This window comes from Paenibacillus sp. J45TS6 (assembly GCF_018403285.1).
GTDB lineage: Bacteria > Bacillota > Bacilli > Paenibacillales > Paenibacillaceae > Paenibacillus.
In genome coordinates this window covers 1-12586 of record NZ_BOSJ01000018.1, presented here as the reverse complement: position 1 = coordinate 12586, position 12586 = coordinate 1, and the positions used below count along the sequence as shown (strand labels likewise).

Annotated in this window: 14 protein-coding genes; 7 read left to right on the top strand and 7 right to left on the bottom strand. The window is 40.0% G+C overall.

All coding sequences use genetic code 11. The features are described 5' to 3' along the window. The first annotated feature begins 88 nt into the window (after positions 1 to 88). Entirely contained in the window at positions 89 to 355 is a 267-nt protein-coding gene (locus tag KJS58_RS20320; protein ID WP_213535283.1) for a hypothetical protein, read from the top strand. A gap of 112 nt (positions 356 to 467) precedes the next feature. Next, on the top strand, positions 468 to 734 hold the full coding sequence (locus KJS58_RS20315) for a hypothetical protein (RefSeq protein WP_249717695.1): 267 nt from the start codon (positions 468 to 470) through the stop codon (positions 732 to 734). A gap of 75 nt (positions 735 to 809) precedes the next feature. Here KJS58_RS20315 and htpG read toward each other — a convergent pair whose 3' ends face one another. Together htpG and KJS58_RS20305 are read right to left on the bottom strand one after the other, a co-directional pair. Next, entirely contained in the window at positions 810 to 2696 is a 1887-nt protein-coding gene (gene htpG, locus KJS58_RS20310; protein ID WP_213535282.1) for a molecular chaperone HtpG, read from the bottom strand. A gap of 101 nt (positions 2697 to 2797) precedes the next feature. Next, positions 2798 to 4114, bottom strand: a complete 1317-nt coding sequence (locus KJS58_RS20305) for an Imm26 family immunity protein (protein ID WP_213535280.1) — start codon at positions 4112 to 4114, stop codon at positions 2798 to 2800. Positions 4115 to 4370: 256 nt separating this feature from the next. Here KJS58_RS20305 and KJS58_RS20300 point away from each other — a divergent pair, with 256 nt between their 5' ends. After that, entirely contained in the window at positions 4371 to 4706 is a 336-nt protein-coding gene (locus KJS58_RS20300) for a nuclear transport factor 2 family protein (RefSeq protein ID WP_213535279.1), read from the top strand. Between the two features lie 126 nt (positions 4707 to 4832). On the opposite strand, the gene KJS58_RS20295 is transcribed toward KJS58_RS20300, so the two are convergent. Then, positions 4833 to 5024 carry a hypothetical protein gene (locus KJS58_RS20295; protein ID WP_213535278.1) on the bottom strand — a complete coding sequence of 64 codons (192 nt, stop codon included), beginning with the start codon at positions 5022 to 5024 and terminating at the stop codon, positions 4833 to 4835. 225 nt (positions 5025 to 5249) lie between these two features. Between KJS58_RS20295 and KJS58_RS20290 the strand changes: the two genes are divergently transcribed. After that, positions 5250 to 6221 carry an aldo/keto reductase gene (locus KJS58_RS20290; protein ID WP_213535276.1) on the top strand — a complete coding sequence of 324 codons (972 nt, stop codon included), beginning with the start codon at positions 5250 to 5252 and terminating at the stop codon, positions 6219 to 6221. Positions 6222 to 6400: 179 nt separating this feature from the next. On the opposite strand, the gene KJS58_RS20285 is transcribed toward KJS58_RS20290, so the two are convergent. Further along, positions 6401 to 6967, bottom strand: a complete 567-nt coding sequence (locus KJS58_RS20285) for a hypothetical protein (RefSeq protein WP_213535275.1) — start codon at positions 6965 to 6967, stop codon at positions 6401 to 6403. Positions 6968 to 7007: 40 nt separating this feature from the next. On the opposite strand from KJS58_RS20285, the gene KJS58_RS20280 reads away from it, so the two are divergent. Beyond that, positions 7008 to 7592: a GNAT family N-acetyltransferase gene (locus tag KJS58_RS20280; protein WP_213535274.1), complete on the top strand. Its 585-nt coding sequence runs from the start codon at positions 7008 to 7010 to the stop codon at positions 7590 to 7592. A gap of 218 nt (positions 7593 to 7810) precedes the next feature. Here KJS58_RS20280 and KJS58_RS20275 read toward each other — a convergent pair whose 3' ends face one another. Both KJS58_RS20275 and KJS58_RS20270 read right to left on the bottom strand, forming a co-directional pair. Continuing rightward, on the bottom strand, positions 7811 to 8215 hold the full coding sequence (locus KJS58_RS20275) for a GNAT family N-acetyltransferase (RefSeq protein ID WP_249717692.1): 405 nt from the start codon (positions 8213 to 8215) through the stop codon (positions 7811 to 7813). A gap of 45 nt (positions 8216 to 8260) precedes the next feature. Continuing rightward, complete coding sequence (locus tag KJS58_RS20270; RefSeq protein WP_213535272.1) at positions 8261 to 9127, bottom strand: hypothetical protein; 867 nt, start codon at positions 9125 to 9127, stop codon at positions 8261 to 8263. A 227-nt stretch (positions 9128 to 9354) separates the two neighbouring features. On the opposite strand from KJS58_RS20270, the gene KJS58_RS20265 reads away from it, so the two are divergent. Next, entirely contained in the window at positions 9355 to 10173 is an 819-nt protein-coding gene (locus KJS58_RS20265; protein WP_213535270.1) for a DUF4097 family beta strand repeat-containing protein, read from the top strand. A gap of 310 nt (positions 10174 to 10483) precedes the next feature. Then, on the top strand, positions 10484 to 11929 hold the full coding sequence (locus KJS58_RS20260) for a methyl-accepting chemotaxis protein (protein WP_213535269.1): 1446 nt from the start codon (positions 10484 to 10486) through the stop codon (positions 11927 to 11929). Positions 11930 to 12053: 124 nt separating this feature from the next. Here the strand turns inward: KJS58_RS20260 and KJS58_RS20255 are convergent, their stop codons facing one another. Then, complete coding sequence (locus KJS58_RS20255) at positions 12054 to 12401, bottom strand: hypothetical protein (RefSeq protein ID WP_213535268.1); 348 nt, start codon at positions 12399 to 12401, stop codon at positions 12054 to 12056. Between the last annotated feature and the right edge of the window lie 185 nt (positions 12402 to 12586).

Here is a 12586-nt window from a genome sequence, read left to right as displayed (position 1 = left end):
ATATAACGGATTGATTTCATTGTAACTTTTAAAAAGTATGAAATTAATTCATACACAGTAAACTACATAAGTTAGGAGATGAAGAAAAATGTTAGATAATGATCCTTATGTTACACCGAAAAAGTTTGATTCTCCAGAGGCCCCTGTTATAAGTGTGAAAAGTTGGATGCTTGTTACTTTTCTGATGGCTATCCCTCTCGTGAACCTCATATTTTTATTTATTTGGGCTTTTAGCAGCAGTACCAACCCAAACAAGTCCAATTATGCGAAAGCATCCTTACTATGGATGGCTATCGGGATTGTTATTTATATTTTAATCTTCGTTATCGCATTTTTTGCGGTTGGGAGTAATTAGTTTTAACTAAATGAGAAACCCCAGTCCTATAAAGGACTGGGGTTTGTTGTAATATGCTATACTTTGAACTGATTCATATACAGATAAATTACATAAGTTAGGAGATTTAAAGATGCTGAATAATGATTCATACGTTACACCAGAAAAGGTGGGTGCTCCAAAGGGCCCTGCTATAAGTGTAAAAAGTTGGATGCTAACGATATTCCTTTTAGCTATACCTATTGTCAATATTGTGCTGTTATTTGTTTGGGCTTTTGGAAGGGTTACAAATCCAAGCAAAGCCAATTATGCAAAAGCGTCCTTACTATGGATGGCTATTATACTTGTTATTTATATTGCTATCTTCCTGATCTATTTTTTTGCTACTACGAGTAATTAGTTTTCATCAAAAGAAAAAAGCCCAGTCCTATCGGACTGGGCTTTTTTAATATGCTCCACTACATCGTTAAGTCTTTTACGCCATAATTTTGCAAATATCATTAGTGAAAGCAACAGGGTCTTCAACCTGCAAGCCTTCAATTAGAAGTGCTTGATTGTACAGTACGCTTGTGTACACAGCAAACTTCTCTTTATCATTCTCAAATGCTTGTTTGAGTGAGTTGAACACTTCATGATTTGCGTTGATTTCCAGCACTTTATCAGCTTTCACTTGCTGTCCATCTGCATTTGGCATTGCATTCAGCACTTTTTCCATCTCAATCGTGATTTCCCCGTCAGCTGACAAGCAAACCGGATGAGATTTCAGACGTTTGGAAGCTTTGACTTTCTTCACTTTACCGCCAAGCAGTTCTTGCATTTGTTCGAACAATTCTTTGTTCTCATTTTCCTTCGCTTCCGCTTCCTGCTCATTCGCATCCGCTTCAAATCCAAGATCACCGCTCGATACAGAACGGAACTCTTTCTCCTGGTAGTTCTGAAGCATCTTGATTGCGAACTCATCCACATCATCTGTGAAGTACAGAATCTCGTATCCTTTATCGGCTACAAGCTCCGTTTGCGGCAAGCGGTCAATACGTTCTACAGACTCACCTGTTGCGTAGTAGATATACTTCTGATCTTCCGGCATACGGGATACGTATTCAGCCAGGCTCACAAGCTTCTTCTCTTTAGAAGAGTAGAACAGGAGCAGATCTTGAATATCGCCCTTATTCATACCGTAGTCGTTATATACACCGAATTTCAGCTGTCTGCCGAAGGACTCATAGAACTTCACGTAATTATCGCGCTCATCCTTCATCATGGATTGAAGTGCGGATTTGATTTTGTTCTTAATGTTCTTCGCGATCAATTTCAGCTGACGATCATGCTGCAGAAGTTCACGGGAAATGTTGAGTGATAGATCCTCGGAGTCTACCATCCCTTTCACGAAGCTGAAGTAATCCGGCAGCAAGTCACCGCATTTGTCCATAATAAGAACACCGTTAGAGTATAGTTCAAGACCTTTTTCATACTCTTTTGTATAGTAATCAAACGGTGTTTTTTCCGGAATAAACAGGATGGCATTATATACAACTGCACCGTCTGCACTGATATGAACGTGTTTCAGCGGCTTATCGAAACCATAGCGTTTTTCAAAATAAAAGTTCTCATAATCTTCATTTGTGAGCTCATTTTTATTTTTGCGCCAGATCGGTACCATGCTGTTCACGGTTTGTTCTTCGATAACTTCCTCGAACTCGTTCTCTGCATCTTCTTTCGGCTTCTGAGTCTTCACATCCATCTTAATTGGATAGCGGATGAAATCAGAATACTTCTTGATGATGGTTCTAAGACGATACTCTTCAAGGTATTCATCGTAAGAATCTTCTTCTGTATTCTCACGAATGTGAAGAATAATATCAGTTCCTACGCTGTCTTTCTCTGCTAATTCAATGGTATATCCATCTGCACCTTCGGACTCCCATTTGTAAGCCTGCTCGCTTCCCCATGCTTTCGTAATCACGGTAATCTTGTCAGCCACCATGAATGCAGAGTAAAAACCAACCCCGAACTGACCAATGATATTGTGTCCGTCCTTCAGTTCGTTCTCGTTCTTGAACGCAAAAGAACCGCTGTTTGCAATAATCCCGAGGTTATTCTCTAGGTCTTCTTGTGTCATCCCGATTCCTGTATCGGAAATCGTTAAAGTGCGGTTTTCTTTGTCCGCCGTAATTTTAATAAAGTAGTCTTCGGACTGGAAAGTCAGTTGATCTTCCACCAAAGCTTTATAGTACATTTTATCAATCGCATCACTTGCGTTAGAAATCAGTTCCCGTAAAAAAATCTCTTTCTGGGTGTAAATGGAGTTAATCATCATTTCAAGTAAACGCTTGGATTCCGCTTGGAATTGTTTCGTTGCCATGAATAGTCTCCCTTCGACTCATTAACCTATTTTAGCACTCTAGTAAAGAGAGTGCTAAGTCTTCCTTTTATATACCATATTCCATTTTTTAATGTCAAGTTTCAGGACTGATTATAGTAACCTGGTACCATCACACTGACCGTCTCAAAGTACATAAATCGCAGCTCGTCCTGCTGATTTTCAGCACACATTTCCTTATACCATGCTTCCTCCATCTGTTCTTCTTCAAATACATTTCCTCGCCACAATGCCAGTCCTAACTCTTTAAAATAATAAGCAAACCCATTATCCTCTTCGGACCGATCATAAGGCGATACTTTATCAATCATCGGAATCAGTATCTTTGCTTTCGTGTGAAAAGCATCCACCTTCTGTTCCGGCAAATGGATACGGACTTGAAGAAGTTCCGGTTCGTAACCCGTCACCATCTCTATGAAGGAGATCTTTCCCTCCTGATCATAGTCGATACGAAAAACATCATTAAGCGAATAATTCCAAAGACCTTTTAGATGCTCTTTCCTATAAGATTCCAATACCTCACTGCATTCTTTCTCACTCATCCCAAGATAGAGCTTTCCAATACGCTCCCCGGGAATGACATCAATAACCGTATTCGGCACCGGTCTTAGGCTCTGATCACATGGCCCCTCGATCCCTGGTAATAGCAACGTATTATAGTCATGTATAGAATTATCCCAATCCGTAAGTCTATAATAAGCATTTGCTAATTCGGTAAAATAAGAATCGGAGAAACGTTTGATTTTTCCTCCTTGATATTCGGATACGGCTCCTTCTCCGGTAACAAGTACGGGAGCATTTCCAATCACTCGAAAGGTATAATTATGTATTTTGTCGCCTACTAACGGTAGGATTGCAATGGGATGCTGAGTTACGATATAAGAAGGGTCCAGTACCTCTTCCGAACAACATTCATAAAGGGCACATAACGGATTCTTCTCCGCAGTCTCCCCTATTACTTGTCCGTATGCATAGTCTTCATTCATTAAAGGGATCGTAAATACGTCACCAGTCTTCCATGTTTGCAGGGTTGGTCTAGCCCAATTTCTGCAGTACTCGATTGCACTATTTTTTTCTTCATCAGTTAGGTTCATCTGATAAGGCGGAACCATGAGGTCATGCGTCAAGAAAATCACACGAAGGATCGCCTCGGCTTGGTCCTCGCTAGAATGAACAATAATTCCCCCTTCGTCATACGCAAAGGTAATTTGATTCAGTAACCCTTCTTCCTCTTCCCGAATCTTCTCTAACAATAGAAGACCCGCTTGTGTATTCGTCTGTACTCCAAATTGGTTCGCAAGTGTTGTTATGAATAAGTAGCGCTCCAGATCATAATCAGGAATAAATAACGTCATGTGTCCAATCGTAATATGCTTATGGGTATCTTTTGATAAGATCAAGTAAATCCAGCTCCTTATTATTGTCCTTATGTCTGCGAAGTATTTTCATAAAGCTGAATGTCATTAATACACTACACCTCTAATGTCCATATTAGCATGAGACTACGAAGAAGAATGAAAAGATTAGGAAGTTTTTCGCCACTAACTTTACTGCTTTAAAATAGTAGTTGATTGATGTGGTAAAAATTGTTATATTCTGAACAAATGAACTCATCTTTTCCCCACCCATCTTCCCATACGTAAAGGAGACTTACCTATGTCTATCACCCAAGTTATTGATGCTCAGCTTGAAGCTTACAATGCACGTGATATTGAAGCATTGCTCCGTACTTATCATCCTGATTGTGTTATTGAAGATGCTGCAGGCAACGTACAACAAACGAACAGAGAAGAGATTCGCGCTAGATATACGAAGACATTTGAAGTAAGTCCTGAGCTACATGCGAAGATTCTGACTCGGATTGTAAACGGTCCTTATGTCATTGATCATGAAGAAGTCAGCGGACATAGCGGAAGAACAGATCTGCTGTATGCTGTTCCTGTCTATCGTGTTGAAGATGGTCTGATCACACATGTACGTTTTATCGGTTAATTCATCAAGCTAGATATAAAATAAATAGGTAAGTCCCCAGTCATAAATGATCGGGGGCTTACCTTATTTGTAAGAATTTCTTCATTTCAAAATATTGATTACTCCACTTAAAGATGCTGGTAGCTGCTAATGTCCTATATGATCATCCGGAGCAATGAATTGATAGGAAGAAAGCAGAACAAAAAAGATGACCATTACAATTAAAGAAATTCCTATCCATTCATAGAAGCCTTTATTTGAAGAATCCTTTTTCGACTTCACAAGGAAATTGATGCCCATAGTTAAAAATAAAATAAGTAAGGGAATTACGATTATCATACATACACCCTCCTATTTTTCCATTACCATACTAAAAACCAATAATCTACTGAATCAATTCATAAGTGGACTCTATTAAAGAGCTTCTTCCTCCTATAAATGAGGGTTTATTTCCCTCTATTCTTCTTACCTCTTTTGCTCTCGTTCTCTGGAAATAATATACTTAATGTCTATAGATCATTTCTGACTAATCCTACCGAAGATCTTGAAAGGGGCATTTTTCTAATGAAATATAACTATCTAGGTCAAAGTGGACTTCAAGTCTCTCAGCTTGGACTTGGCACGAATTCTTTTGGTAAGAGAGCGGATGAGCAAACCTCTGCCCGTATTCTCCATCACGCCATCGATCATGGTATCAACTTTATTGATACAGCCAATATTTATGCAGGAACCGAATCAGAACGAATCATTGGACATGCCCTGCAAGGGAAGCGAGATCAAGTCGTACTCGCTACAAAAGCAGGTCTTGTCAAAGACGATAAACCTAACGGGCGTGGATCTTCCCGCTATCACCTGCAGCTTGAACTGGAGAACAGCCTGAGACGACTCCAAACCGATTATGTGGATCTCTATCAGATTCATACCTTTGATCCTAATACACCTTTAGAAGAAACCCTCCGGGCACTCGACGACATGGTACGTTCCGGTAAAGTACGCTACATCGGCGCTTCTAACTATGCTGCTTGGGAGATCATGAAGGCACTCGGCATTAGCGAAATGCGAAATTATGTGCGCTATGTATCTACTCAGACGAGTTATTCCCTGGCAGATCGTACACCCGAACTTGAACTCGTACCGATGTGTCTTGACCAAGGTGTCGGTATTATCCCTTACTTCCCGCTTGCAGGGGGAATTCTAACAGGGAAATATACAAGCAAAAACAATGCTCCAGCTGGTTCCCGTGCCGAGACGGATCCGAACTTCAACCGGTTCTTAGAAGAGCATAATTTGGAGCTTGGACGTAAGGTAAGTGATCTTGCCGCTTCCCACGGCTATTCCCCAAGTGCTCTATCCGTTGCGTGGCTCATGAACCGCCCAGCAGTATCGACGGTTATCGTAGGTGCGACAAAGACAGAGCAGCTAGACGATAATATCAAGAGCCTTGAGATTGATATGAATTCAGATCTCGGTGCTGAGCTGGATCAGATCAGTGAGCCGTTTATTCATGCTAAACCTTTTGCGACGTATCGTATTTAGGTAGATCTGCACAAAGTGCGTTTGAATTAGCATTGTATTCAGAAAAAAAGTAACCTACTCCAGTGAAAACTAGCGAGTGGGTTACTTTGCTTTGGTTATGTAATACACCGGGTGAATCTAACGAATGAAGTGATTTGATTTGATACATGGTTTTGCCTGCCCTCAAGTTATTAAAAAGGTTAGTGTTCTTCAACAAACAATCCCAGTTGCTCGATTAACGGAATTATAGTCTCAATCGACTTTGAGGTATGAACTCCCATCAGATAGTCATACCCGATAAAAACCTTCATTCTTCTAGGATAATATACTTTAGCCCACATATCTTCACGCAAAACTAATCTACAAAAAGAACCCACCTGCTCTTTATCAAGCTCATCTAAGTCTTTTATATGGGTATAAGTTTCTAGTAATTCCTTAGAATAGAGTTCACGATATCGTTCATTCATTTCCATAAAAGTATCGTAAGAAAAACTTCTCTCGACTTGATTAACCAACAAAAATGGTATTTTCATATATTCCATAACCATCTGTATGGCTTGAATATAACTGTCTTCTATTTTCATATAATGGTCAGCTGTCAGCATCTCACCATCAAACAACTTACCTATGTCACTAATAGCAATCCAATCTTCCTTTAGATATCTTCCCTCTTCATCGCGGAAATGAGGATTATATTTTGTAATTGCGTACTTATACAACTTATCAACTCTCCTAAATAATTTAATTGCCAGTAAAATACATTTCATGTTATGTTTATGAGAAATTTTTCCACTGGAGGCTAGTAATATGACCCATGAAACTACAGAAAAGATCATGCTTACGATTCCAGAATCCTTTGAAAGTAAAAGGCTGATCATCCGAGCGCCTAAATATGGGGATGGCGCTGCCTCCTATGAAGCCGTTCAGGAGAGCATGGAAGAACTGCGTCCATGGATGCCTTTTGCGAATGACTCGCTTACTCCCGAGAACTCGGAAATTAATATCAGGCAGGCACATCTGAAATTTCTGAAGCGATCCGATTTACGACTTATGCTATTCTCCAAAGAAAATGGACAATTGGTCGGAAGCAGCGGACTGCACCGGATTGACTGGGATGTTCGCAAATTTGAAATTGGTTACTGGCTTAGAAGCTCCTATGCAGGTCAAGGCTATATGAGTGAAGCTGTAGAAGCCATAACAAACTACGCAATTCGTGAACTCTCGGCTAACCGGATCGAAATTCGCTGTGATGCAAGGAATGGGAAAAGCGCGAGAGTAGCCGAGCGGAACGGTTTTGTCCTTGAAGGAATTCTACGCGGAGACAGTCTGGATGTCTATGGGGAGCTGTCGGACACCATGGTTTTCTCAAAAATACGAGGGAAAGAATTTTAAAGATTTCCCCCGCTAAAAAGAACTAGAACTCAATTATGGGAAAGCCGTATTTAGTGAACCCGTCACCAATGACTTGAACTGCACCCCTATGTTAGACGCTCCTAATAAAGCGGTGCAGTTTTTTATTTTTTATAATTATCGTTGGTTCATCACTATGAATTCCCTGTCCCTGCTAAGGAAGGTTTGTCCCTCTCGAAATCCAGCTCGCTCATATACTTTCATAGCCCGTTCATTGCCCGTTCATTGAATGTGGCAACAACGAGCTGTAATGACGAATGATTCGAGAGATTACGGATAAATGAAAGGCTCTCTTTTAAAAACAATCCACCCTGCCCGTTTCCTGTCAGATCAGGTCTCATCCCTAAACCTATATCGATTTGCTGTTCATTATTGTAAATTCCTGCTTCATATCCTCCCGGAACCCTTGCCGCTTCTCCTATACAAATAAACCCGATAAGTTGCTCTTCTTCATCAAGTGCGGCATAGTAACTCCCCTCCGTTAGTTCCTCTATAGTCTCTTCATCGTCATCCATGTTGTATAGCGAATAAGGTTCAGGGTATGTCCATGTGGCGATGGTTTTTGCGTGCTTTTGGCTCATCGGTATAAATTTCAAATGGTTCATAGGTAGGCCATCCTTTACATCTACGCAGAGCGTATTTAATAGTAGTCACTTGTACTTGCTGTCCCACTGTTGTCTCCATGTTCCAAAGTCCATCCCCGAGAACTCCTCCAGTGTCCGTCCATCTAGTGAATACACCCAGCCATCTGTAGGATCATCAAGGTCAGGTAGGCTGTACCCACCAATCACCTCATTCTCCGTCTGCATTACATATACGATTGTCTGGCCCTTAAGGTTAGAGGGAGCTTGATCTAACGGATGATTCTTAACATAAAACGTAGTGGTGTAAATGATTTTTCCTATATACGAAGCAGCATCGACAGATTGAACACTCCAGTACATTTGATGCGGCAGTTGCGTCAGGTCTTTTTTTTCAAGCCTATGTTCATAAACTATGTCTTCTTGCTGAATGATTTCATAACCTTGTTCTATTAGAAATTCACCAGCTGGGGAGTCTACCTTTGGTAATGTGTGATTACTGCATGCCGTGGTCAAAAATACCAAAATGATTAGTAAACTAAGACCTCTCATTTTCAAATTCGATCCTACATATTTCTGAAGAGACTTGAATATAAGGAGCAGCAGTTCACAACATACTTTCCATAGGACGAACAGAACACCAAAACCAATTGCACCTGCAACAAAACCAAGAAGAACATGATCTCCCCCTGTAGTCGTAGTTTCATAGAAATCACTTGAAAGTGTATTCATGAGGGAGAAGGTCACTGAGATATATTTTCCGAATACAAAAGCATTGTATAAAACCCCAATCATTCCAGTCCAAAACAAGAGATATACCAAATCTTCTGCTGGTTTTCGCCCCAAGGTAAATAGTTCACTGACCGTTACCGGTTCAACCTTTTTCGGTATGGTTTTACCAGGCTGCTCAGGCCTCTCTTCATTCTGCTGTACCATACGATCCCTCTCCTTTCCTGATCTCAGTCTCATATTCCATTATTATACATTTATATTGTTGGTTTGGAATTTAAACCCACAAAAAAACACCCTTGCAAAACGGGGCGTTTATCTTTAGTAGCTGCATATAGGTAGGTACAGCCAATCAAATCGGTCGTTTATGGGTATAGATTGATAGATATAAACAATGAGTCCCAACTAATTACATACGAAATGAGTGAAGTGATATGAAAAAACTATTTTTTATCCTATTCGCCACAATACTGCTCCTTAGTGCCTGCGGTAAAGAGAATAATGATGACAATTCTCCTATTCAGAACGACTCTTCCGTTCAAAATGATACAACTGTTCATCCAAGCCAAGATTCAAATCAGGATAACACTGTGAATCCTCCCTCCACTTCAGCTGCTGGACGAAGTACGTATACCAAAGAATTAAATGCTGCAGATATTCATTCAATTGAAGTAAGTCAGCATTACACAGGTAATATTTTCATCAAAACGGAGCAGAATACGGACCATATTACAGCTACACTAAATAATGAAGAGATAAATGCAGAGACTGCCCCCGAACTAGTTCTGTCAACGAACAGCCAAACGCTGATTGCAGAGGTACGAGTACCGGGTGACATCGATGCCAATACCAATCATACAGGTGCGAATCCAAATAATGTAAAACTCAATCTCACGCTTATTATTCCTGAAAAAACATATGAACATATTTCACTCATTACACAAAGCGGTAATATTACTGTGGAACGGTTAAACACCAAAACGATGGAGATCAAAACGGATGCAGGTAACCTTGATATGAAACAAGTGAGTACAAGTCAGCTGAACGCCGAATCGGGTGCAGGCGATATCTTTTTCCAAACAGATACCCCAGAAGCATTTACCTTCCTTGCCGGAACGGGTTCTGGCAAACTTGAACTACTTGGAGAAGTGATCGAACAAACAGAGTCATCTGAACCGGACCATACCTTCGGCAGCGGAGCTAATGAGGCAAGACTCGTAACAGGAGCAGGAATTGTCCGAGTATATCAGTAAAATATATAATTCGTTATACACCTAACCCTTTAGAATTAATGGGCTGGGTGTTTTTTTGCATACATACATAGAAGGATTTTAATTACTCATTCCTCTATATAAAATCTCATTGCAGAGTTAAATTTTAACACTAAGATGTGAGGGTGAATTAGACGATATAGTAATATAGGCCTTTATTATAGAGTTCGTTTTACCTACGAATATGGCGAACCTTTCACAAGAGCGAAACTAACGCGTAAACGTTGCAGGAACATTTCTATAACAAGTGGTCCCTAATATAAATCATCACCTAACGCGGGAGGAAAAAGAAATGACGCAAGAATTAAGTGAATTGCATAAAAGAAATGGACTTATGGTTAGGTTGTTATGGATTTGCACTGCTCTTGGGCTCGCCGCAAGTTACCGAAGTTTGGATATCATTCTCGCGATCCTGTGCACAGCCATTCCCGTAGCAGCCGTATGCACCCTGTTCTATCTAAAGAAGTGGTATATAAATCAGACGATGTATTTTGTCGCTGTTGGATTTAATGTGATTTGTTTTACCTTCATGTATGCAAGTAAATCTCCCGGAGATTATGTCATTCTGTTGCTCGGACTAGTTCTCACCTCTCTTTATATGGATATGAAGCCACTGCTTCTCAACGGAATCATTGGACTCGCTGTACTCATCTATTTCTGCTTTGCCATCTATGTTGGCGAAAATACACTAGGTATCAACGCTTATTATTTAGTCACTTGGCTTACCCTTCTCGGACAAAGCACCATTGGAAAACGATTGCTGAAAAATATGAGATATAGCATGCAAGAATCGGAACAGGCAAGACAAAAGATGGAACTGCTCATGACCGAAGTACGGCAAGTATCTAACGTAATCACTACGTCGGGAACAGAGCTTAATGGAAATGCGAATATGGCAGGAAAGATTAATAATGAGGTGCTGCTTGCTTTTCAAGAAATATCAACGGGAATGGAATCTCAAGCAGGTAGTGTATCTGACATTAGTACTGCAATGCATGAATTAAATGAATCCGTGCAAAGAACATCTGATGCTTCAAACACCACAAGTGACCGGGCTCATAAAGCCGTGGAGTTAACGAGGGATGGAAAGATTCAGGTTGCTGAACTTAGTTCTTTAATTCACCTCGTGTCTGAAATCGTCGAAGATACAACGCAAATAATTGAAAAAGTAAATAATGAAAACAAGAAAATTGGCGGGATTCTCACCGCTATTCAGGAGATCAGTACACAAACGAACCTGCTCTCTCTAAACGCATCTATTGAAGCTGCACGTGCAGGTGAACATGGACAGGGCTTTGCCGTTGTTGCTACTGAAATTCGTAAGTTAGCCCAGTCTACCCAGCAGTCATCAGCCGATATTGCCGAAATTTTGTCCTCCATTCAGAAAGATGTAAGCAGTGCAGCCATACGTATTTCTGAAGGCAAAGAAGCATCGATGGCAGGAGCGACTTCTACTGATATTATTGAAGCACTTTTCACGAATATTGACCTCAACACTACCGAAGTGATGGAGCAAGCAGTTCACCTGCAAAATCTCAATAGTCAGCTGCAAGAGGCTTCTGCTCGAATTAATGACGAACTAAATTCAGTATCCTCTGTGACGGAGCAATCCGCTGCTTCTGTAGAAGAAGTACTTGCCAGCGCTGAATTGCAGCAGGAACGAGTTACTAATATGGTGGAGAGTATTGTAAAGCTCAATGAAACGACTCAAAGTTTGAATAAGGTTTTGCACGGATAAGTGTGTTGATGAATAAGAAAAACTCTTTCCACGTTATTTGCTTGGAAAGAGTTTTTTCATGTAGTCTTAGGCTAGAATCTCATTGGTTTCGCTATCTTTCGGTCATTCTATATAAATTCCCTCTTTATTTTTCAATCTCTAGAATTAATTTTTCCATTTTCAAAATTTCTTTATTACTTTCATTATTTAATACTTTTAACTCTTCCACATATAGCTTAGTTTTATCTATTACTTCTTTTTTCAAGTCCTCATAAATAACTCTTTTTTCTTTCCAATACGGATATGTTAAATTTGGCACTTTTTTCGTTTCTATTGCTCCACTTCCTTCAGGTTTATCAGCAGATACCTTACTTATCTCCACTATATCTTTTTCCATTTTTAGTTCAATCCATATATTAGATTTTTCGATATCACTTATTAAAACATATCTCTCCGTTTTCAGAAGTCTTACGGCTTCTAAAAAATAGTACAACCACCAATAAACTGAAACTGTAAAATCATCAATCTCTTCAGTTATAAAAATACCGTAAGTGGATCGTCTACACTTAGTTGGACAGAAAAATTAAGGGCTAGTAGAATGAAGAGAATACGATTAGGAGCGGATCTACTATGCCAAAGCAAAGACGCACATTCACAGCAGATTTCAAAAGACAAATG